Source organism: Nocardia pseudovaccinii NBRC 100343 (genome assembly GCF_001613225.1).
GTDB classification, from domain to species: domain Bacteria; phylum Actinomycetota; class Actinomycetes; order Mycobacteriales; family Mycobacteriaceae; genus Nocardia; species Nocardia pseudovaccinii.
In genome coordinates, this window is sequence record NZ_BDBY01000197.1 from 1 (window position 1) to 20,990 (window position 20,990).

The 20,990-nt window shown below is 65.9% G+C and carries 22 protein-coding genes; 11 read left to right on the forward strand and 11 right to left on the reverse strand.

What is annotated here, in order from left to right; genetic code table 11:
* The 6 genes from NP3_RS49930 to NP3_RS25200 form a co-directional block, all read left to right on the forward strand.
* Positions 1-213 (forward strand): hypothetical protein (locus NP3_RS49930; protein ID WP_218024934.1); only part of this gene is annotated, 213 nt, incomplete at its 5' end.
* 45 nt (positions 214-258) lie between these two features.
* Entirely contained in the window at positions 259-1,020 is a 762-nt protein-coding gene (locus tag NP3_RS25180) for a DUF2470 domain-containing protein (protein ID WP_063044092.1), read from the forward strand.
* A gap of 46 nt (positions 1,021-1,066) precedes the next feature.
* On the forward strand, positions 1,067-1,855 hold the full coding sequence (locus NP3_RS25185; protein ID WP_063044078.1) for a CPBP family intramembrane glutamic endopeptidase: 789 nt from the start codon (positions 1,067-1,069) through the stop codon (positions 1,853-1,855).
* A 109-nt stretch (positions 1,856-1,964) separates the two neighbouring features.
* A complete protein-coding gene (locus NP3_RS25190) occupies positions 1,965-3,353 on the forward strand; it encodes an LCP family protein (RefSeq protein ID WP_084508953.1) in 1,389 nt (462 codons plus the stop codon).
* Between the two features lie 10 nt (positions 3,354-3,363).
* Entirely contained in the window at positions 3,364-3,912 is a 549-nt protein-coding gene (locus tag NP3_RS25195) for a ferritin (protein WP_063044079.1), read from the forward strand.
* A gap of 71 nt (positions 3,913-3,983) precedes the next feature.
* Positions 3,984-4,532, forward strand: a complete 549-nt coding sequence (locus NP3_RS25200) for a ferritin (RefSeq protein ID WP_063044080.1) — start codon at positions 3,984-3,986, stop codon at positions 4,530-4,532.
* Positions 4,533-4,781: 249 nt separating this feature from the next.
* Here NP3_RS25200 and NP3_RS25205 read toward each other — a convergent pair whose 3' ends face one another.
* From NP3_RS25205 to NP3_RS25220, 4 genes are all read right to left on the reverse strand, one after another.
* The gene (locus tag NP3_RS25205; protein WP_063044081.1) at positions 4,782-5,705 is read right to left on the reverse strand and encodes a DUF5926 family protein; all 924 of its coding nucleotides are present in this window, start codon (positions 5,703-5,705) and stop codon (positions 4,782-4,784) included.
* Positions 5,706-5,784: 79 nt separating this feature from the next.
* Positions 5,785-6,552 carry a glycerophosphodiester phosphodiesterase gene (locus NP3_RS25210; RefSeq protein ID WP_063044082.1) on the reverse strand — a complete coding sequence of 256 codons (768 nt, stop codon included), beginning with the start codon at positions 6,550-6,552 and terminating at the stop codon, positions 5,785-5,787.
* The gene (locus NP3_RS25215; RefSeq protein WP_063044083.1) at positions 6,549-7,577 is read right to left on the reverse strand and encodes a DUF4328 domain-containing protein; all 1,029 of its coding nucleotides are present in this window, start codon (positions 7,575-7,577) and stop codon (positions 6,549-6,551) included. The genes NP3_RS25210 and NP3_RS25215 overlap by 4 nt, the downstream gene beginning before the upstream one ends.
* Before the next feature lie 94 nt (positions 7,578-7,671).
* Positions 7,672-8,043 (reverse strand): rhodanese-like domain-containing protein, encoded by a 372-nt coding sequence (locus NP3_RS25220; protein WP_174566256.1) that lies wholly within the window; start codon positions 8,041-8,043, stop codon positions 7,672-7,674.
* Positions 8,044-8,572: 529 nt separating this feature from the next.
* On the opposite strand from NP3_RS25220, the gene NP3_RS25225 reads away from it, so the two are divergent.
* Positions 8,573-9,184: a hypothetical protein gene (locus NP3_RS25225; protein WP_063044084.1), complete on the forward strand. Its 612-nt coding sequence runs from the start codon at positions 8,573-8,575 to the stop codon at positions 9,182-9,184.
* A gap of 49 nt (positions 9,185-9,233) precedes the next feature.
* Here NP3_RS25225 and msrA read toward each other — a convergent pair whose 3' ends face one another.
* Positions 9,234-9,941, reverse strand: a complete 708-nt coding sequence (gene msrA, locus NP3_RS25230) for a peptide-methionine (S)-S-oxide reductase MsrA (protein WP_063044085.1) — start codon at positions 9,939-9,941, stop codon at positions 9,234-9,236.
* Between the two features lie 284 nt (positions 9,942-10,225).
* Here msrA and NP3_RS25235 point away from each other — a divergent pair, with 284 nt between their 5' ends.
* The 3 genes from NP3_RS25235 (at position 10,226) to NP3_RS25245 (ending at position 12,759) form a co-directional block, all read left to right on the forward strand.
* Positions 10,226-10,849, forward strand: a complete 624-nt coding sequence (locus NP3_RS25235) for a superoxide dismutase (protein WP_063044086.1) — start codon at positions 10,226-10,228, stop codon at positions 10,847-10,849.
* Between the two features lie 172 nt (positions 10,850-11,021).
* A complete protein-coding gene (locus NP3_RS25240) occupies positions 11,022-11,549 on the forward strand; it encodes a hypothetical protein (RefSeq protein ID WP_062981370.1) in 528 nt (175 codons plus the stop codon).
* A gap of 493 nt (positions 11,550-12,042) precedes the next feature.
* Complete coding sequence (locus NP3_RS25245; RefSeq protein WP_063044087.1) at positions 12,043-12,759, forward strand: TMEM165/GDT1 family protein; 717 nt, start codon at positions 12,043-12,045, stop codon at positions 12,757-12,759.
* 6 nt (positions 12,760-12,765) lie between these two features.
* Here NP3_RS25245 and NP3_RS25250 read toward each other — a convergent pair whose 3' ends face one another.
* On the reverse strand, positions 12,766-13,440 hold the full coding sequence (locus NP3_RS25250; protein WP_063044088.1) for a TetR/AcrR family transcriptional regulator: 675 nt from the start codon (positions 13,438-13,440) through the stop codon (positions 12,766-12,768).
* Positions 13,441-13,478: 38 nt separating this feature from the next.
* Positions 13,479-14,366 carry an SDR family NAD(P)-dependent oxidoreductase gene (locus NP3_RS25255; protein WP_245721102.1) on the reverse strand — a complete coding sequence of 296 codons (888 nt, stop codon included), beginning with the start codon at positions 14,364-14,366 and terminating at the stop codon, positions 13,479-13,481.
* A 217-nt stretch (positions 14,367-14,583) separates the two neighbouring features.
* On the opposite strand from NP3_RS25255, the gene NP3_RS25260 reads away from it, so the two are divergent.
* Positions 14,584-15,351, forward strand: a complete 768-nt coding sequence (locus tag NP3_RS25260) for an SDR family NAD(P)-dependent oxidoreductase (RefSeq protein WP_063044096.1) — start codon at positions 14,584-14,586, stop codon at positions 15,349-15,351.
* Between the two features lie 57 nt (positions 15,352-15,408).
* Here the strand turns inward: NP3_RS25260 and NP3_RS25265 are convergent, their stop codons facing one another.
* The 4 genes from NP3_RS25265 to NP3_RS25280 all read right to left on the reverse strand — a co-directional run bounded on the left by NP3_RS25265 (position 15,409) and on the right by NP3_RS25280 (position 20,735).
* Positions 15,409-16,227, reverse strand: a complete 819-nt coding sequence (locus tag NP3_RS25265; protein WP_063044089.1) for a class I SAM-dependent methyltransferase — start codon at positions 16,225-16,227, stop codon at positions 15,409-15,411.
* A 91-nt stretch (positions 16,228-16,318) separates the two neighbouring features.
* Positions 16,319-16,801 carry a GNAT family N-acetyltransferase gene (locus tag NP3_RS25270; RefSeq protein WP_063044090.1) on the reverse strand — a complete coding sequence of 161 codons (483 nt, stop codon included), beginning with the start codon at positions 16,799-16,801 and terminating at the stop codon, positions 16,319-16,321.
* A 247-nt stretch (positions 16,802-17,048) separates the two neighbouring features.
* Positions 17,049-19,040 carry a molecular chaperone HtpG gene (gene htpG / locus NP3_RS25275; protein WP_063044091.1) on the reverse strand — a complete coding sequence of 664 codons (1,992 nt, stop codon included), beginning with the start codon at positions 19,038-19,040 and terminating at the stop codon, positions 17,049-17,051.
* Positions 19,041-19,061: 21 nt separating this feature from the next.
* Positions 19,062-20,735: a TM0106 family RecB-like putative nuclease gene (locus NP3_RS25280; RefSeq protein WP_063044097.1), complete on the reverse strand. Its 1,674-nt coding sequence runs from the start codon at positions 20,733-20,735 to the stop codon at positions 19,062-19,064.
* Between the last annotated feature and the right edge of the window lie 255 nt (positions 20,736-20,990).

Here is a 20,990-nt window from a genome sequence, read left to right on the forward strand (position 1 = left end):
GCCCGCTCACGCCGGGTCGCCCGATGGCCCGCACTCACCTCCGTGCCACCCCCGCCCGCTTCGCGTTCGACACACGCAGCCCGCCTGCTCGCGAAGGATGGCGGCAAGGGTTGGGACGAGCGCCGCCGGTGCTGCCGCAAGTCGGGGCTCACGGGCGGGGAATTGTCGGATTCGAGTGCGGGAACGGTTGCGGAAAGCGAGGGCGTGACTTAGCTTAGGGTAACCTAATTGCACCGCGTGACTCGTATGGAGGTCTGCATGCTGAAGCCGACTGTTGCACCGTCGACCGCTGAGCGGGTTCGGAGTGCGTGCGCCCATGCGGAGCAAGCGGTGTTGGCGATGCCAGGTATTGAGCCGACGCCGATTTCGGTGCATTACGTGCGGCAGTGCGGGGATGCGGTGATCGCGGTGCCGACCGCGTCCATGGCCGCGGTATTGGCCGGGAATTCGGGTGAGAGTGGTGCACCGGCGGTGCTGGAGCTCACCGATCATGCGCCGCTGCCGCTGCGGGAGCCGGTGCGGGCGCTGGTGTGGCTGCGCGGGTGGGTGCGGGCGGTGCCGCCGCAGGCGCTGCGTGCGCTTGCCACCGAGGTCGCCACGGATCATCCGCATCCCGACCTGCTCGATGTCGGCCACGGCGCGACCCTGTTGCGCGTGGTGATCAACTCCGCGGTGGTGGCCGACTCGACCGGCGCCGAATCCGTCTGCGTCGACGAACTCCGACTGGCGCAACCGGATCCGTTCTGCGCACTGGAATCCGCCTGGCTGCAGCATATGGACGCCGACCACGCCGACATCATTGCCCAACTCGCCCGCCACCTCCCGCCGCGCCTGCAGACCGGTGCGGTGCACCCACTGGCCATCGACCGCTACGGCGTGACCCTGCGCATCGAAGGCCACGACGGCGACCACGACTTCCGTCTCCCGTTCAACGCCCCCGCCGACGACATCGAATCCCTCGGCCGCGCCGTCCGCACCCTCGCAGGCTGCCCCTTCCTGAACGGCCTCCGCCGCATCTGACGCGCCCAGCGCCCGTCGGAACGGCGCGGGCAATAGATTCGGACGCATGCGTGCTGAGACCGGTGCCGGGGACGAGCCCGAGCTGACCGATCGGGAGCGGCTGGGGATTCGGCTCGAGATCCTGGTCGTGCTGGTGGTGACGTTCGGGCTGAGTGGGTTGAACGCGGCGCTGTCGTTGCTCGAGAGCGCGCTGTCGCCGGGCGGGGTGGGCGGGCAGACCGTCGCGCTGAATCCGACGAGGGCGGCGCAATCGACCATCGACCTGCTCTTCCAACTGCTCAGTGCGTTGCGGCTGGCCGGATGGGGTGCGCTCGGGCTGTATCTGTTGTGGCGCAGCGGAATAGGGCCGCGGATGATCGGATTGGCCAGGGTCCGTTGGCGTTCCGATGTGCTGCCGGGGCTGACCCTCGCGGCGGTCATCGGACTGCCCGGGCTCGGGCTCTACTTGGCCGCGCATGCGCTGGGGTTCAGCGTGACGATCGTGCCGAGTTCGCTCGGTGACCACTGGTGGCGGTTGCCCGCACTCATCGTATCCGCCTGTGCGAATGCGGCGGCCGAGGAAATCCTGGTTGTGGCCTATCTCATCACCCGCCTGCGCAGGCTCGGCTGGTCGGAGAACCGGTCGCTGCTCGCTTCGGCACTGCTACGCGGGAGCTATCACCTGTATCAGGGCTTGGGCGGCGGGCTCGGCAATCTGGTCATGGGTGTGATCTTCGGCCGATTCTGGCAGCGCACCAACCGGCTGTGGCCGCTGGTGCTGGCGCACGCGACGATCGATGCGGTCGCCTATATCGGCTATACATTGCTACGCGGTCACGTTTCCTGGTTGCCGTAACACCCGCCGGTCCCCGCGGCGAATTTATCGACGAGCGCTCACTAGAGCGCACCAACTTCCGGCCGCTCGTCAAGCCCCCCGGCGGCCCTCGAACAGTAGAGTCTGTGTGATGAACGGCTACGACCCCCAGCGCTACGACCGGACGCGCCGGGAGCCGCAACCTTTCGGAAATCCCGGTGCGCCATCCATGCCGCCGCAGCGGCGCGACCCCCATCCGCCCGGTCGTCGCGGACCCGGTCCGGACCCGAGGCACATCGACCCGACCAAGGTCATCCGCCGCGACGGGTCGAATTACGCACCGCCATTGGCATATTCGCAGGTACCGCCCGAAACCCGAATGCCGCCGCGCAATTCCCGGCCGCCCCATGCGCCGACGCAGCAGCCGCGGCCGTATCACGAACCCCAGCCTCGCGGCGTCCCGGGCTATGCGCCACCCCAACAGCCGGTTCCCTACCAGGACCCGCAGCACCTGCGCCCGCGCCGCGAGGGCCCCCCGCCGCCGCCAGCACTGCCGCCGTCGCGTCGCGATCGCGAACCCCGCCCACCGCGCCGTCGTCGCAAACGGCACGTTTTCCGCTGGTTCCTCGTGCTGTTGGTGGTTCTGGTCCTCGCGATGGTCGGCGCCGTCGTCAAACTCGACGGTTCGCTCAGCCGGATCGACGCACTCGCCAACTACTCCGACCGCGTCGGCGATACTCCGGGAACGAACTGGCTGCTGGTCGGCTCCGACGGCCGGGCCGGACTCACGGCCGATCAGGAACAGGAACTCGCCACCGGCGGTGAGGTCGGACCCGAGCGCACCGACACGATCATGCTGGTGCACATTCCGAAATCGGGTGCGACCACGCTGGTCAGCCTGCCACGCGACTCATATGTGAGCATTCCGGGCCACGGCAAGGACAAACTCAACGCCGCCTTCGCCTTCGGCGGCGCGCCGCTGCTGGTGCAGACCGTCGAAACCGCGACCGGCGTGCACATCGATCACTACGCGCAGATCGGATTCGGCGGCTTCGCCGGCATCGTCGATACCCTCGGCGGCATCGATGTCTGCGTGCCCAAGGCCATCGACGATCCGCTCGCGGGCATCAATCTGGCTGCAGGCTGCCAAACCCTGGACGGTCCGCAGGCATTGGGTTTCGTCCGCAGCCGGGCGACCGCCCTCGCGGATATCGACCGGATGAACAACCAGCGCCTTTTCATGGCCGCCCTGCTGAAGAAGGCGACCAGCGCGGGCACGCTGGCCAATCCGTTCACGCTGTGGCCGCTGGCCAGCGACACCGCGAAATCGTTGAAGGTCGATAGGGGCGATCACATCTGGAATCTCGGCCAGCTCGGCTGGGCGATGCGCGGCGATACCGTGGCGACCACCGTCCCGATCGGCGGCTTCACCGATACCGATAGCGGAAATGTATTGCTGTGGGATAAGCAACGTGCGGGTCAATTCTTCGACGACCTCGCGAAGGACCAACCGATCCCGGACGATCTGCTGACGAGGTAGCGTCGGGCCTATGCCCGATACCGATGCCGACGAGCCGTTCCCGGACCTGCTGCGCGACCAGATCCGTCGTGGCTTCACCGCCTCACAACAGTATCTGGCGGCGGCGGTCTACTTCGATTCGAATCGCCTGCCGCAGTTGGCCGGACACAGCTATGGCAAATCCGCCGAGCACCGCTCGCACGCCCTGCGCATGGTGCAGTACCTGCTGGACCGCAATCTGCAAGTACAGGTCGGCGGCCTCGACGACGTGCGATCCACCTTCGAATCACCGCGCGGCGCCGTCGTTTTCCTGCTGGAATCCGAGCGCGCCCGCAATGCGCAGATCACCGAATTGGCCCGCACCGCACGGACCTCCGGCGACTACCTCGGCGAGCAATTCATCCAGTGGTTCCTCAAGGAGCAGGTGGAGGATGTCGCCGGGATGACCACCCTGCTGACCGTCATCGACCGTGCCGCGGGCGATCTGTTCGATGTCGAGGACTTCATCGCGCGCGAGCTGCGTACCACAGCGCGCGTCGATATTTCCGCCCCGAGAATGGCCGGTGCGGCCAAGAATTAATTAGGCAATACTAGCCTCAATAAGGTTGCACTTGGATGACACGCGGCATGACCAGCGCTAATGTCGCAACTATGTCCAGCCATCCGGAGTCCCCACGCAGCAAATTTCACGGCCTGCTCCACGATCAGATCCGGCACGAATTCAATGCCGAGCACCAATACATCGCGATCGCGGTATGGTTCGACAATGCGGATCTGCCGCAGCTGGCCAAGCGTTTCTATGCGCAGGCGGTCGAAGAGCGCAATCACGCGATGATGATCGTGCAGTACTTCCTGGATCGGGATATCAGCGTCGAGCTTTCCGGCATCGACGCCGCGAAATCGCATTTCGAGAATGCACGTGAACCGATCGCGCTGGCCCTCGCGCAGGAAAAGAACGTCACCGAGCAGATCATCCAATTGGCGAGCACCGCCCGCGAAGAGGGCGATTACCTGGGTGAACAGTTCATGCAGTGGTTCCTGAAGGAGCAGGTGGAGGAGGTCGCGAATATGACGACCCTGCTCACCATCGCCGATCGCGCCGGGTCGAACCTGTTCGACCTGGAGGATTTCGTCGCTCGTGAAATGAGTGGTCCGAGCGATGCTTCCGGCGCTCCGTCCACTGCGGGCGGCAGCATCTGATTCACGATTCCTATAGCGGAATCAGGCCCGGCTCGTCGCGACGAGCCGGGCCTGTCGATTTTATGCAGCGCTCAAGGAGCTGAGCAGCGTCTTGAGCAGCGCCAGAATGGCTTCCATGATGGTCCTACTTTCCTCATCTTTCGGTGAGACTTCGCTCACCACCACCAGCTTTCGGTGATGCAGAGAACCTAACCGAGGGTTGATTAGAAAGGAGGGTGTTTCACAAAATTCTCCGTGATTTTTTTGAAATCACCGCAGGGTGACTTGACGCGACCGCAGCCCATCCCGGGAACGGCGCTCGTCCGCCGAGAGCGCGGTGTCGTCGGCCAGCGCCGCCGCCAGGCGTTCCCCGAATTCGATCGCCGGCTTGGTCCACTCGCTGGCATGCAGTTCCGGATCCAGGTCGAACACCGGCACCAGCAGGCCGTGCGTGCGGAACGAGCCCGCGAAACGGGAGCCGTCGCCGAGATGCAGTCCGCCCGAAGCATGCAGCCGCGCGAGCGCCAGCATCAGATCGTCCTCGTTCTCCGGGCGCACCCAGCGCAGATGCGCCTTATCACCGGCATCGACCCACCAGCCCGCGCCGATCGCATCGGGGCCGAGATCCAGTCGCGCGGACGGCATTATCGCCTGCTTGGCCTGTTCGATGGTCGCGGCGACCTGCGGATCGGGCTGCACGCCCTCCGGTACCCACCAGTCGAAGTCCTGGTGCACGGTCAGTTCCAGCTGTGCGTCCGCATCGATCACATCGGCCAATCGCGGTCCGCCCTCGGCACTCTCGGCCGCGGTCAGCGATTCACCGGGTTCGGCGGACTGTGTCCACAGGATCGCCGCCGCGATATCGGCAGCCGGATCCAGACCCTGGAATTGCACCTGCGTGGCGACGTATCCGGTCGGCGGCTCGCCCGCCCGCACCAAACCGGCGACCGCGCCCGGCAATACCGTGGCCAACACGACGGAACGCTCCGCGGCGATATCGGACGACAGCGGCAGCGTCGCGGTCGCCGACGGCACGAATTCGCGCAGCGCGACCAGATCGCACTCCGCGGCCAGCCCTTCGAACGGACGCGCACCGGACTGCGCTGCCTGCAGTTCCAGAGCCGCCCGCCGCTCGGCGAGACGCTGGGCCCGGTTCCCTCCGGGCTTCGGACTATTGCGCTTGCTTTTACCCACGGCAGGTCAAACTACAGGGTCGAACGCGGGATGTGCCGCGCGCCGCTCTGTCTGATTTGCAGCTGTTCGGGCGGGTAGATCAGGCCGCGGCCAGCAGTGCCTTCGTGCGGGCCGGGTGGTTGGTGGCTACCCAGCTGACACCGAGGTCGGCGCACAGGCGCACATCGTCGGGATCGTCCACCGTCCAGCAGTAGGTGGCACGGCCCGCGGCGGCGGCCTTGTCGACGAGGTCCGGATGTTCGCGCAGGGTTTTCACCGAGGGACCGACTGCGGTGGCGCCGACCGTGGTCGCGGCACCGCCGCCCAGGTAGCGCGATGATTCACCGAGCAGCACAGTCGGCAGCAGCGGTGCGGAGCGACGGATCCGCCACACCGCGGTGGCGGCGAAGGACATGACGACCGCGCGGGAGTGGTCGGCGGAGGCGGGCGTGGCGATGCCGAAGCGCTGGAGTTCGGCGAGCAGCTTGTTCTCCACCAGCGCGCCGTAGCGCACCGGATGCTTGGTCTCGATGAACAGCTTGGTCGGCCTACTGCGCCAATCCAATACCAACTCGATCAGTTGGCTGAGAGTGAGTACCGACGCGGGTGCGCCGTCGGCCCCGAAGTCGAGTCCCTCGAGTTCGTCCAGGGTCATTTCGCTGACCAGTCCGGTGCCCGACGAGGTCCGGTCGACGGTGCGGTCGTGCACACAGACCAGATGTCCGTCCCTGGTCAGCCGGACATCGCACTCCACGCCATCGGCGCCCTCTTGCAGCGCTAGTTCATACGCGGCGAGCGTATGTTCCGGCAGCGCTGCCGATGATCCCCGGTGCGCGACGACGAACGGTGCGCGACTGCCCTGGCTCACTTGGCCAAAACCTCCTCGTGCTCACGGTGCGGTGTACTTGTTTCGAGCGCGACGGGCTGTTTCGCCGCGGCGCCACCGGGCTGCACCGGTTCGATGACGGGCACCGCCGGATCGACGGCGACCACCCACCGGCGCGCAATCCTGGTGCGGCCGAACAGATCCCGGCCGGTCATCGACCGCTGCACCCAGAGGGTCAGCACCGCGACCCCGGCCGCGACCAGATCGGTGAACGCGGTGAACAGCACACCGTCCGCCTTGGCCTGCAGGGTATCCGCGGTCCGCCACAGCAGTGCCGCCACCGTGCAGCCCGCGCCGAGCACCCAGCCCACCCACCAGATGCGCACGGCCCGCAGCGCGCGCGGATTCGGACCCACGGCGACCGTCTCGGTGAGAAATACACCGGGCCACAACAAATTCACCACCGGTATCAGACAGCCGAGTGCGAGCGTCCGGGCCAAGCGCGGGTCACGGCGGCCGACCGCGGCGAAGGCGGCCCGACGCGTTTCGATCAACCAGCCGAGCATCGCGATCGCGGTGATCAACCCGAGCGCGAGGCCGACCAATGCCGAAAGCCACACCATGGCATCAGAGATGTGCAGCAACCACGACGGAATCAGCCGGGTGCGGTTGCGCAGCAGGATCAGATAGCGCCCGAGTTCGGCGCAGGCGGCGATCGCGAAAACCGCCGCGGTCGCGATGAGTAGCACACCGGCCCTATTGGTCAGCCGGTCCAGCGGCCGTTGTGGCGCAGGCACGGACTCGACCGGCGGATCCAGTAGGCCCCAGCGCGGAATCTGCTGGTAGCGCGGCGTTTCCACAGACGGCCGCAGCCGACCGGAGCTCAGCTTGCGGGTGCGCTGATCTGGGCGGCGGGCCACCCAGCGGTAGTTTCGCCGCTCGGCGGGGGCGTCGATGGGCGCCGGTGACAACAGCACGCCACGGCAGCGTGGGCACCAGTGCATCGGCGTCGTCTGCACGGCCCAGCGCGCGCCGCAACGCGCACAAGGTTGTACCACCGTACTCACGGTGTCTCCCTTGCGGCATGCCCGGGCCGTCCGTGGTCACGCAGGCTGCCGCCTCCGGGCCTGACGTTCATGCCGGGTGCCCCTCTCTCTAGCCTCAGTAGATCTTCGCCTGGTGATCGCCGTCCGCAACCAGTGGCCGACCCACCCGCTGCCATGCCACCATGCCACCGCTGACATTGACCGCGTCGTATCCGATGTGCGCCAGGTACTTGACCACCTCGATGGAGCGGCCGCCCTGGCGGCAGATCACATACAGCTGAGCGTCGTAGTCCAGCTCGTCGACACGGGCGGGCACGTCGGCCATCGGAATGTGCATCGCCCCCGGCGCATGTCCGAGCTGCCATTCGTCGTCCTCGCGCACGTCGAGCAGAATCGCCGCCGGGGCGTCCGCCGCGACACGCTCGGTCTTGTCGAATTCGTCCGGTACGGCTTCCACCGGCACCGACGACACTTCGGGGCTCGTCACGCTTCGATCCTGCCATGGGTGGCGCACCACGGGGGAGTTCCGGCCCCGCTATGCCGGTGACCCGCAGGCACTTCACGGCCTCGACATCGGCACGTTACCTCGGGTATGTTCTGTGCTTCTGGATCCTGTCCGATGCCCCGCTCCGGGGCCGCTTGTGCATATCTCGATCAAAGTTATCCACATAATCCACAACTTGATCCACAGGCGCAGCTATCAAACAGCACACCGATCACCGGGCTTCAACTATCCAGCGAATGTCGATCTACAAGGGACGATGCACTGGATCCCGGCTCGAACGGGTGATTCCTAGAGATTGCTGGAGCAGGTCGCGGTACGAACGACCGATCCGAGACTCCCCTCCTTGCCATCCCGGAGCGGTCATTCGCCGCTGCTTCGGGATCTGAGGCTGTGCAGGTCCCGATATCTACTTGGACGCCGCCGGTCGCGAATCGGTTCCCCAAAAAAACCGGAACACCAGCGAATAACTGAAATACCGGGTTCCCGCAAGTGCTGTCGGTAGCCTGGATGCATGAACGTGAGCAGGGGGCTACTCGACGGAATGGAAACAACAGCACTCAACACAGCACTCTCCGAGGCCACATGCCTAGGCGTGGAGGTCGATACAGCGAACGCGCAACTGAGCCTCGACCTGGAAGTTCTGACGCTTCCGGCCGAGGGTCCCGCGCCCGAGGACTATCGCGTGAAGTTGACATTCACCGGTGTCGGTCGAGTCGCGGCCTCACTGCGCATTCAGGAGTGGGACGACGTGGCGGCCAGGGTGCTGCCGCTACAGCTGGACAAACTGGACGCGGCCATCCGCAGCTTCGGCGGCGGTCGGCTGCACGGCTGGGAATTCATCGACGTGGACGAAAGCGGCTGGGTGCACTGGAGTGAACTACTCAGCTTCGACACCCGGATCGACTCCCACACCACCACGCACGTCATCGAGTTCTCCCAGGAGGAGGGCATCGACCCGCGCGAACTCGACGTGCGGGTGTGGTTCGACGACATGACGATTCACGATGCCGACGGCGCCGAAATTCTGCTGAAGGAATTCATCGCGGGCGGGGTGCGCTGGTGGAAAGCGCATGACGCGGGCGATCCGCGGACCCTGCGCGCCGGAATCGTGCCGCAGCTGTAGTCAGTGCACCTCGAACCGCACACCCGGTCATCGGGTGTGCGGTTCTGTTTCAGGCACCCAGTCCGGCCGGACAGCTGACGCCGGTGGCGTGCACGGGGCAGTAGCCGCCGGGATTCTTGGCCAGATACTGCTGGTGGTAGCTCTCGGCGTAGAAGAACTCGGGCAGCGCCCGCAGCGGATCCGTGCCGCCCTGTCCAGGCAGTTCGGTGATCTCCGTGGTGATCTCGCCGTAGCCCGCGGCAGCAAGCCGCTCACCGAAGGTCTGCGCGGTGCTGTGCGCGAGCCGCTCCTGCGCCGCGTCGACGGTGAAGAGCGCCGAGCGGTACTGGGTGCCGCGATCGTTGCCCTGCCGCATGCCCTGGGTCGGATCATGGTTCTCCCAGAACTGGCGCAGCACACCGGTGTAGTCGATGACGTCCGGATCGAAGACGATCAGCACCGCCTCGGCATGACCGGTGCGCCCACTGCACACCTCTTCATAGGTCGGGTTCCGGGTATAGCCCCCGACGTACCCGACCGCGGTCGTGAAAACACCGTCGAGCTGCCAGAACTCCTGTTCCGCACCCCAGAAACAACCCATGGCCACCACCGCGACCTGCAAGCCTTCCGGAAACGGCGGATGGATCGGCCGACCGTTCACATAGTGGGTGTCCGGGACGGGTATCGGGTCGGGGCGACCGGGCAGCGCCTGCTCCGGCGTCACCATCGCCGGCTCGGGAATACGGATCCGTCCGACTAGTTCGTCGTACCAGGACATGGTTGCTCATCCGCCTCTTCGCGTAATCAGGCCATACGAGTCGAGTGCCGCACGGCCTGTCTCAGGTCCTGCGTGGGGTGGCCAGCCGACTTTTGGAAGTACCCGGCGAGTTACCCATGTATTCACGAAATCAGTCGTACCGTCAGTTGTCCAGCGCACTGCGCAGGTTGCCCCGGCGGAATGTGGGGGCAAGGAGCGCGGTTGCAAGCGAGCGGGTGTACGAATGATGGTTGAGTGCGTTCGAGACGGCGGGCGCACCCGGCCCGACATTAGGAAGGGACATCGTGGCTGAGTACACGTTGCCAGATCTGGATTACGACTACAGCGCCCTGGAGCCCCATATCTCCGGGCAGATCAACGAGATTCATCATTCCAAGCACCATGCTGCCTATGTCGCCGGCGTCAACACCGCGCTGGAAAAGCTCGAGGCCGCACGCGAGGCGGGCGACCACGGCGCGATCTTCCTGAACGAAAAGAACCTGGCCTTCCACCTGGGCGGCCACGTCAACCACTCGATCTGGTGGAAGAACCTCTCCCCCAACGGTGGTGACAAGCCGACCGGCGAGCTGGCCGCGGCGATCGACGACCAGTTCGGTTCGTTCGACAAGTTCCGCGCGCAGTTCACCGCCGCGGCCAACGGCCTGCAGGGCTCCGGCTGGGCGGTGCTCGGCTATGACACCCTCGGCCAGAAGCTGCTGACCTTCCAGCTCTACGACCAGCAGGCCAACGTGCCGCTGGGCATCATCCCGCTGCTGCAGGTCGACATGTGGGAGCACGCCTTCTACCTGCAGTACAAGAACGTCAAGGCGGACTACGTGACCGCGTTCTGGAACGTCGTCAACTGGGAGGACGTGCAGGAGCGCTTCGCGCGCGCCGTCGGCCAAGCCAAGGGCCTCATCTTCGGCTGAGCTTTTTCCCGCCCGCGAGCCCGCGAACCGACCGGTTCGCGGGCTCGTTGCGTTGACCGTGTCCGATTAGCACTCTTTGGTACTTGTGTGCCAACTGAGTTTTGGCGCATCCTCGAGAATCCACAGTTCGAGGACGGGCAAAGCCGCCCCCGGTTCGATCACGGGAGGCATCATGCATACGAACGGACCCATCGGCATCACGCCGTTCCAGGCCCGCGGATCGCTGCGGGGGTTCGTCATCTCCGGACGTTGGCCCGACACCACCAAGGAATGGGCGCAGGTCCTCGTGCTCGCCGTGCGGGTCGCGTCGTATCCGGGCCTGCTGACCACCTCGACTGTCTTCGGTGTGCGCGAGGAGCTACCGGATGATCCGGAGCCGGGCACCGTCGGGCTGGTCCTCGCCGAGGGACCGGTGCTCGGTGACCAGGCGCTGGAGCCCGGCCGGTTCGCCGATCATGTGCCGCCCGCGCTGTTGATGTTGCATCCGCCCTCGGAGACTCGGCCGTCGCTGCCGGAATGCGTCGGCGTGGCATCGGGTTGTGTGCTCCTGCCCGGCGTACCCCATCTGGGGTTGGAGCATCGGGCAGCATGGGCGGAGGCCGAATCCGACGGCACCGTCACCTCTTTGGTGAGCAGAGTCGGACTGGATCCGATCAGCGATCCCGATACCGCGGTCCTGGCCATGCTCCTGGCCGCCTGAACCACTCTTCGCCTACCGGGCCCACCTCACAGCTTGTGCGAGGTGATCCGGCTGCGCCGAGCGAGTCGCTGCAATCGGACGGCATCTTCGGGGTAGGTCCGTCCGGTGCCGAGCAAACCCACAGGTTGCGAACGGTGTGCGCTGATTGCCAAGGGCTAGCTCACTTCTGGATAAGCGTGCGCTGCCGGATCAGTCAGGGAACCCGAAACTCGGCAGTTGGATCGCCAAACTTATTGTGCGCATTGCGATTTCGATTACAGCTGCTTGGCGTGAGGATGGCTGCGGGGGTACAGTCGATGACAGCGAAGGGGAGTAGCCCGCAATCGCGCTGTCGACATACTGGTCCGCCGCTCCACGAGGGCGCGGACCCGGCCGCGTGAACCGGCGTAGATCCGGTGGGCGAGACCTTCGGCCGAGACAACCATTTCGTTGTCGGCCGGAGGCGTAACCCGATCTCCCGGTCGGCAGGCCGGAGCCCGGGAGTGCAGACCACATGATCGCGACGATATTGCTCAGCGTCGGAATCGTCTTTCTCGCCGAGTTGGGTGACAAGTCCCAGCTGATGGCGTTGACGTTCACGCTGCGCTACCGCTGGTGGGTGGTGCTCGGCGGTATTGCGACCGCGAGTGCCGCGGTGCATCTGATCTCGGTCGGTGTCGGTTATTTCGTCGGTGCCGCGCTGCCCACCAGGGCCATCGCGCTGGTCGCCGCACTTACCTTCCTGGCCGTCGGCCTGTGGACGTTGCGCGAACATTTCGGCACCGATGATGCCGAGGCCGAACCCAAGCCGCCGCGTTCGACGACCGCGCCTTTCTTCGTGGTCCTCTCGGCCTTCCTACTCGCCGAACTCGGCGACCGGACCATGTTCGCCACCGCGGCGCTGGCCACCGACAACAGCTGGATCGGCGTCTGGATCGGTTCCACCATCGGCATGGTCGCCGCCGACGCACTCGCCATCGCCGCGGGCATCCTGGTCGGCAAACATCTCCCGGAACATGTCATCGGCATCTGCTCTGGCCTGCTGTTCCTCTACTTCGGCACCGCGAGCCTGCTCTCCGCCGCCCTCCCCGGTCTAGGCATACTCACCGGCGGCGCACTCGCCACCCTCGCCCCGGCCATCGCAGGCGTTGCCCTGCTGATGCGATCGCGGTCGGCCCGAGGCAATTCGGAACCCGTCGCGATAGCCGAGCCCGCCGAAGAGATGCGCTGACCGCGCTCAGGCCCGTACTTCGGACTGACGCAGCATCGCCTCGCCGTACAGATCACCGCTGCGGCGAACCAGGTCCAGCAGGGGTTCGCGGAGGGCTCGGAGGCCGGGGAGGTCGTCGATGGCTACCCGGGCGGTGACCATGGCGCTGACGGCGGCGGCGAGGGTTTGGCAGGCGAAGCGCTGTTGGTCGGTGCGTGCGTCGAGGACGTCGGCGATCATGGCGACGAATGATTCCTGCAATTGGGCGCGGCGGGCGACCGCCTTCGAACCCACCGCGTAGACCTCGACGAGGTAGAGGCGGGCGTACGCGGGTTCGGCGATGAGTCCGTCGAAGTAGGCCTCGAGGATGCGGCCCATCCGATCGGGATCGGCCGGGTCGGCGGCATCGCGCGCATCGCCGCTGATCGCATTCGCGATATTCGCGATCAGCAGTTCGACGGCCCGCTCGTAGGCGGCCTCGAAACAATCCTCTTTGGAACGGAATTGCTCGTAGAAGGTCTCCCGCGAAACCCCGGCCCGCTTCAGGATGACCGCGACCGAAGTCCCGACGTATCCGTTCTCGACCATGGCCTCGGCCATCGCGCTCAGGATCCGCTCACGCTGCGATGCGATCACCTCCTCCCTCGGCAGGCCGTGTCGCCCCCGCGGGAGTTGGCGTGCGCTGCTTGCGGATTCGGTCATTCAGTGGCTCCGAGGGTCGGGCGGGCGCGATATCCGGCTTACGCCGGTCGCTCCATTTTGCGGGGTCGGCCCGGTTGGTCGGTGGTGAAGGGTGCCTCTTCGGTGCGCGCGATCTCCAACGCCCGCGCCACCCCGCGCCGCAGCGCGATATCGATGACCCGCTGGGCGATCGGCCGGAACGGCAGCGTCACCGCCACCCACCACGGCGATACCACCTGACGTTTGCGCCTGGCGATGGCACGCTCGACCACATCGATGGCGGGACCGAGCGGTGCGACTCCCGACACCGTGGACCGGCCGAGAATAGCCCGCGCCGCGGCGGTGCCGAAGCCGCGCGCGGTCATATCGGTATCCAGTTCGGCGAAATACGCGACCCCGACCTTCGCACCGGTGTGCCTGACCTCGTGCCGCAACGTATTACCGAGCGCCTCCACCCCGGCCTTCGACGCGCTGTACGCCCCGACCAACGGCAGATTCACCGCGGCCGCCAGCGACGAGATGACCAGTGCGTACCCGTCCGGATGACAGATGTGCGGTCCAGCGGCACGCAGCGTGTAGTAGACGCCGAGCACATTGACCGCCAGCGTCTCCTCCATGACCGTCGGATCCCCGCCCAGCAGCGGCAACTGTTTGGCGATCCCGGCATTGGCCACCACCACATCCAGCCCGCCGAGTTCAGTGACCAGCGTGCTCACCACGCGCTCCACCTGCCGGTGATCGGCGATATCGCAATAGCGCCACGGCGCGTCCCCGCATTCGTGCGCCACCTCCGCGAGCAGGTCCGCCTCCAGTCCGAGCAGCGCTACCCTCGCCCCTTTCGCGTGCAACTGCCGCGCCAGCGCGGCGCCGATGCCGCGCGCCGCGCCGGTGATCAGAATCCGGCGACCGGCGACGGACGCGGCGGAGAACAGGTGCCAACTCGTCACCTGGCCACCGTCCCTCGTCGAATCGCTTCGCGATGCTGCATAGCTGCGACGATACCAGCCGCGAACATATATGTTCGCAAATAATTTCCCGTTTATCCGACAGTGCTATGTGGAGCGGGCATCGGGTGCGAGGGAGCCGTGATCGGCCTCTCGTACAGCACCGGTTAGGGTGCAATTGACGAAGGGCCAACTGGCTGTCACGAACGAGAGGACCATCGTGGAGATTTCGGGTTCCGCCGCCATCATCACCGGAGGCGCATCCGGCCTCGGCGCCGCCACTGCCAAGCGTTTTGCCGATCTGGGCGCAACCGTCTTCGGACTCGACGTACCCCAATCCATCGAGCGCGCCGGGGACAACGTGCCCGACGGCGTCACCCTCATCCCCGCCGACGTCACCAGCAACGACGAGGTTGCCGCCGCCGTCGCGCAGGTCGTCGATTCCGGTGCGCCGCTGCGCATCGTGGTGAACTGCGCCGGTGTCGGCTGGGCCGGACGCATCCTGTCCAAGAACGGCCCGCACGATCTCGAGCTGTTCCGCACCGTTATCACCGTGAACCTGCTCGGCACCTTCAATGTGATGCGCCTGGCCGCCGACGCGATCGCCAAGACCGACACCGTCGACGAATACGGCCAGCGCGGCGTGATCATCAACACCGCCTCGGTCGCCGCCTTCGAGGGCCAGATCGGCCAGATCGCGTACTCGGCCTCCAAGGGTGGCGTGCACGGCATGACCGTCCCGGCCGCGCGTGACCTGGCCCAGTTCGGCATCCGCGTGAACACCATCGCCCCCGGCATCATCGACACCCCGATGCTCGCCGGTGTCACCGAGGAGTACCGCAAGGGCCTCGAGGCCGGTGTGCCGTTCCCGTCGCGCCTGGGCCGCCCGGACGAGTACGCGCAGCTGTCGCAGTACATCGTCGAGCACGACTACCTCAACGGCGAAACCATCCGCATGGACGGTGCCCTGCGCATGGCGCCCCGCTAAAGAGCCTGCAAGGCAACTGCGCCCCGTCATCCACTGGATGGCGGGGCGTTTCTGCTGTCAAGGGGCCGGTTTGTGGCCGATGCCGAGGAATGCGGTGGTGGACAGGGGTTTGTTCGGGCGGTAGTTGACGGCGAGGTAGGCGCACATCAGGGCGACGCGTTCGGCCCACACCTGCTCCCCGACGGTGCGGCGCATCAGCAGCAGTGGGGCGCTGCTGCGCACCATGGTCTCCCACATCTCGTCGGAGTCGGCGAAACCGATCGTGCTGGTGTGGCGTTGGATGCTCACCCCGGCGAATCCCGCGGTGCGCATCTCGGTCGCGAAGACCTCCGGATTTTCCAGGTCGAGGAAGTTGGGCTGGGGTTCGGAGATAGTCGGATCGGCGGCGGCGAAGGCGCCGAACATCATTCGCATGAGCGTCGATTCGGCCACCGGCGCCCAACTCGACACCACGGCGGTGGCACCGGGACGCAGTACCCGGAACAGTTCCGCGAAGCCCTTGGCCCGATCCGGGAAGAACATCAGTCCGAACATCGAGAAACCGGCGTCGAAGCTGTCGTCATCGAACGGTAGCGCCTGCCCGTCCCCCACCAGCGTTTCGATATTGGTCAGCCCAGCTGTGCTGGCGTCCTCGGCGAGTCGCTGGATCATCGGCTCGGAGAAGTCGATGGCCGACACCTGTGCCACTCGTTCGGCGGCGGGCAGACTCAGCGTGCCCGGCCCCGCCGCGACATCGACAACCTGTGATTGCGCCGAAAGACCGGCCAGTTCTAGTGCGCGAGCGGAGAAAGGCGCCATGATCGCGGGTCCGAATTCGGCATATCCGTCGGCGACGAGATCCCACGGTTCGGCGGCGGCAAGCGGGTTACCAGACATCAGCTGACGATCCTTTCGACTGTCCAAGGCTAACCGGGCAGCACCCCCGGAACCTACCAACTCCGGCCGATCTCGTTGTGCGCCAAGCGGATCAGATCTTGCGTTCGAAGGTGATCAGGTGATGGCCCGGTCCGTTGTAATCACGCACCGGTCCGGCGACAGTGAAGCCGAGATGCCGGTGGAAGCCGATCGACGCGTCATTGCCGGGCGCGGTGATCGCCTTCACGATGTGCCGGTCATTCGCCCTGGCGATCGCGAAGAACCGCTCGTAGAGCTCGCGGGCGAGTCCGCTCTTGCGGGACTGCGGATCGACGCCGACGAAGTGGATGTAGGCCTCATCGGATTCCGACGGCGAGAGGAAGCCGATCAGGAATCCGGCCAGCCATTCGGTCGGCTCCCGCCATCCGGCGCCGGGCACCTCGGCAACCAGGCTGGTTCGGTAGAAATGATCGAGGAACAACCTGGGCAGGTGCGGTAACACCGAGCGCCCCCACCAGTCATCGATAACGATGGCGATGGCGTCGTAGTCATCGGCACGTGCGGCCCGGATGACCGGCCCGTTCGCATTCGGCACGTTAGCTAGCCCGCCTCCCCGCGTATTCAAGCCAGATCAAGTGCCACGATAGTCGCGTTGGCGCCCAGCGGTGAATCAGCGCGAGGCTTAGCCCGTCCCCGATGAGTTACCCATGTGCCACGGAAATCAGTTGTCTTGTCCGACAACCTTGCGGACCGTCGCAGACCAGTGAGCGGTTCACACAGGTTGTGGAACCTATGTGAACCGCTCACTGGTTATGTGTCCCCCATTCTTGGCAGGTCGTCCTTCAGAGCGTGCGGGTCAGGCGCTCGGTGAGGATCTGGGCGAAGCGGGCCGGATCCTTCAGTTCGCCGCCCTCGGCGAGAACCGCTGTGCCGTAGAGCAATTCGGCGGTCTCGGTGAGCTCGGGAACCTTGCCCGCGTCGGCGTCGTCCCGCCGGGTGTCGTAGGCGTCGCGCAGACCGGTGACCAGCGGATGGGTCGGGTTGAGCTCGAGGATCCGCTTGGACTCGGGCACCAGCTGACCGGAGGCGCGGTACATCCGCTCCAGCATCGGGGTGAAGTCGAAGACATCACCGACGAGGCAGGCCGGCGAGGTGGTGAGCCGGTTGGTCAGGCGCACCTCCTTGACGTTGTCCAGGTTCTTGCCGAGCCAGGCCAGCAGTTCGGCGAAGTCCTTGTCCTGCTGTTCGCGCAGCGATTCGGTGGCCTTCTTCTCCTCCTCGGTCTCCAGATCGACCTCGCCCTTGGCGATGGACTGCAACGGCTTGCCGTCGAATTCGGTGACCGAACCGACCCACATTTCGTCGACCGGATCGGTCAGGATCAGCACCTCGCGGCCCTTGGCCTTGAAGGCCTCCATATGCGGAGAGCTTTCGATCTGCTGCCGGGTCTCGCCGGTCATGTAGTAGATGGCGTCCTGGCCGTCCTGCATCCGCTCGACATAGGCGGCGAGCGAGGTCATCGGGGCGACTGCTTGCAGGTCGCCCCCATCAGATCCAGCTTCCTCGGAGTTGGTCGAGGCGAACGAACAGACCTGCAGCAGCGTCTCGCGGTTGTCGAAGTCCGAGAGCAGGCCCTCCTTGAGGACGCGCCCGAACTCCTTCCAGAACGTCTGGTATTTCTCCTGATCCTCCGCGCCCTGCAGTTCCTTCACTGTCGAGAGCACCTTCTTCACCAGGCGCTTGCGGATCATCTGAATCTGCCGGTCCTGCTGCAGGATCTCGCGGGAGACGTTGAGCGACAGGTCCTGCGCGTCCACCACACCCTTGACGAAGCGCAGGTATTCCGGCATGAGCTCTTCGCAGTTGTCCATGATGAACACCCGCTTGACGTAGAGCTGGACACCGCGCTTGTGCTCGCGGGTGAACAGGTCGAACGGCGCATGCGAAGGAACGAACAGCAGTGCTTGGTACTCGAAGGTGCCCTCGGCCTTCATCGGGATGATCTCCAGCGGATCGTCCCAGCCGTGGCTGACGTGCTTGTAGAACTCCTTGTACTCCTCGTCGCTGACCTCGCTCTTCGGGCGGGTCCACAGCGCCTTCATGGAGTTGAGGGTCTGCTCCTCGAGAATCGTCTTCTCGGTCTTCTCCTCGCCCTCACCCTCGGTGACGGTCCGCTCGATCTGCATGCGGATCGGCCAGGCGATGAAGTCCGAGTACTTCTTGACGATCTCGCGGAGCTTCCACTCCAGGGTGTAGTCGAAGAGGTGGTCGTCCTCGTCGGGGGTCTTGAGATGCAGCGATACGGCGGTGCCCTGCGGGGCCTCGTCGAGGGTTTCGATGGTGTAGGTCGAGCTGCCCGCGGCCGACTCCCAGCGGGTGCCCTCGGTCTCGCCCGCCTTGCGGGTGGTGAGGGTGACCTTGTCGGCGACCATGAAGGTCGAATAGAAGCCGATGCCGAACTGGCCGATCAGCTCCTCCGCGGCGGCCTCGGATTTCGCCTCGTTCAGTTTCTTGCGCAGCTCCGCGGTGCCGGATTTGGCCAGCGTGCCGATCAGATCGACCACCTCGGCGCGGGACATGCCGATGCCGTTATCCCTGACGGTAAGGATCCGGTTGTCCTTGTCGACCTCCAGCTCGATATGCAGATCGGCGGTGTCGACGTGCAGATCCTTATCGCGGAAGGACTCCAGCCGCAGCTTGTCCAGCGCGTCGGAGGCGTTCGAGATCAGCTCCCGCAGGAACGTGTCCTTGTTGGAGTAGACCGAGTGGATCATCAGCTCGAGCAGCTGATGGGTTTCTGCCTGGAACTCGAGTTGTTCGACGTGCTCTGTCACGTCGCGATGGTACCGCCGCGCCTATCCGACATCCGCCGACATCTGCCCGAAGTCGGCCAAGCCGGGCACCTCGATGTCGGCGCGGTGGGGATCATCCGCCCGTGTGGGCCGGGGATGCATCCATTCGCGCAACACCATGGTGGCCCGCACATCGTCCTCGTTGTACTCGAGCAGCCGGGTGCGTTGACTCAGCTCGGGTTCGCCCTCGTAGCCGACGGCCAGCCGATACCAGCTCATCGATGCCTCGCCCCCGGCCTCGGGATCGCGCCAGGAGAACCCGGCCACCGGCGCGATCTTCTTGAGCCCCTTGCCGTTCGGGCAGATGAATTGATCGGAGACGGCCTGGAACATATCCACCCACTGCGGTCCGTCGACGAACGCGCGCACCTGATCGACCGTCGGCACGCCGGGCTTACCCGCGAAACGGCGCGCCGATTCGTAGAGCCACTTGTCCTCGGCCGTGCGCGAATAGCAGTAGGCGGCAAAGGTTTTCCCGGCCGCGACAGCTTCGGCGCGCACCGTCATCAGCCAGGTCCAGAATTCGCCGAAGGAGCGGCCCTCATCTTCGGTGGGCAGCGGATCCCAGGTGACGAACGGGCGGTACACGCCGTCGAGCAGCGTGCCCCACAGGTATGCGCCGTACTCCTGAAAGCTCTCCAGATCGACATCCACCTCGACATCGGCCCGGCGCACCCAGACCCGCTCGACCCGGCGCACCAGCGGCGCGCCCGCGAGCCAGGCGCGGGCGGTCACCACGGCCTCGTCGAACGGGCCGTGCTGCCAGTCCTCCGGGTCGTCGCCGACCCAGGCGGCCAGATCGTCGATGGTCTCGACGCCGTGTCCGCGCAACACCTCCGCGCGGGAACCGGGCGCGACCAGACTCACGTCCCGGTGCTCGGTCAGCCAGCCCTCGCAGCTCTGCCCCGCGACCTGCGCCTCGTCGGCGGGCGCCTTGCGCGTCCACCACGGGCACTGGCGGCATTCGGGCACCTTCGACGGAACCGTCGGCAAATCCCCGCGCACCACCGCGATTCGATCGGCATAGCGCCGGTCGTAATCGGCGAGCAGCGGGCCGAGATCGTGCACCAGGATGCGGTCGAAGTGGTAGCCGATCACGCCGCCGACCAGCGCCGGACTGGCCAGACCGTGCCGCTGCAGCATGCGGTACAGATGCGCGAGGCGCTGTTGATCACGGGGCTGCTGGCGCAGTTTGCGATGCGGATCAGGTTGTGGATCCCAGTGATACGGATCCGAAGTGGTCGGGTGGAAATCGGCCGGTTCGGGCTGGCGCGGGTCGGTGACCTTGTGATTGACCACGATGACCGGGATATAGCCGCCACGATCGCGGTCACGCAGCAGGATCTCCGAACCGCCGCGGCGGCCGGTATCCGGTTCCTGCGGCAGCAGTCCGCCCCAGATGTGTTGCGCGCCTTCGGCACACGCGCGCATGGTGGCCGCGGCCCGCTCCCCCGCGCGCAACGTCGGATCGATCACCACCCAGTTGTCCGGATCCGCGGCGATCAGCGCATCACGCACCCGGGTGCGATGCGCGGTCGCGGCCTCCCGGCGCTGACGGACCCCGGCATCCTCGATCACCCCGGTCAGCAGGTTCGGATGCGCGGCATTCAAATGCAATCGGTGCCGACACCCGATCAATGCTCTGGCATCGACGAATGCGGTCGGCTCGGCGGGCATCGACGCAGCACTGACCTCGGCCTGCCGCTCGTCGGCTACGCCTTCGTGATTGCGACCGTCCCGGTCACCGCTGCCCGAATACACATACGCAGTATGGTCCAGACCCCTGACAACTCTGTGAACCGCATGACGCGGTCGGCGCACAAGTCGCAAGTAGCCATCGAGTCGCGTGGTACACCGGTGAGCGGCGTGGTAGACCTGTGCCTGGTAGACGAGCAGCGAGATGGTTCAATATCAACGCAGCCCGTTCGGAGC

Bases quoted from the DNA above. Each gene is read 5' to 3' on its own strand.
- NP3_RS25180 (WP_063044092.1), top strand. From the start codon at position 259: ATGCTGAAGCCGACTGTTGCACCGTCGACCGCTGAGCGGGTTCGGAGT.
- NP3_RS25185 (WP_063044078.1), top strand. From the start codon at position 1,067: ATGCGTGCTGAGACCGGTGCCGGGGACGAGCCCGAGCTGACCGATCGG.
- NP3_RS25190 (WP_084508953.1), top strand. From the start codon at position 1,965: ATGAACGGCTACGACCCCCAGCGCTACGACCGGACGCGCCGGGAGCCG.
- NP3_RS25195 (WP_063044079.1), top strand. From the start codon at position 3,364: ATGCCCGATACCGATGCCGACGAGCCGTTCCCGGACCTGCTGCGCGAC.
- NP3_RS25200 (WP_063044080.1), top strand. From the start codon at position 3,984: ATGTCCAGCCATCCGGAGTCCCCACGCAGCAAATTTCACGGCCTGCTC.
- NP3_RS25225 (WP_063044084.1), top strand. From the start codon at position 8,573: ATGAACGTGAGCAGGGGGCTACTCGACGGAATGGAAACAACAGCACTC.
- msrA (WP_063044085.1), bottom strand. From the start codon at position 9,941: ATGTCCTGGTACGACGAACTAGTCGGACGGATCCGTATTCCCGAGCCG.
- NP3_RS25240 (WP_062981370.1), top strand. From the start codon at position 11,022: ATGCATACGAACGGACCCATCGGCATCACGCCGTTCCAGGCCCGCGGA.
- NP3_RS25245 (WP_063044087.1), top strand. From the start codon at position 12,043: ATGATCGCGACGATATTGCTCAGCGTCGGAATCGTCTTTCTCGCCGAG.
- NP3_RS25250 (WP_063044088.1), bottom strand. From the start codon at position 13,440: ATGACCGAATCCGCAAGCAGCGCACGCCAACTCCCGCGGGGGCGACAC.
- NP3_RS25265 (WP_063044089.1), bottom strand. From the start codon at position 16,227: ATGTCTGGTAACCCGCTTGCCGCCGCCGAACCGTGGGATCTCGTCGCC.
- NP3_RS25280 (WP_063044097.1), bottom strand. From the start codon at position 20,735: ATGCCCGCCGAGCCGACCGCATTCGTCGATGCCAGAGCATTGATCGGG.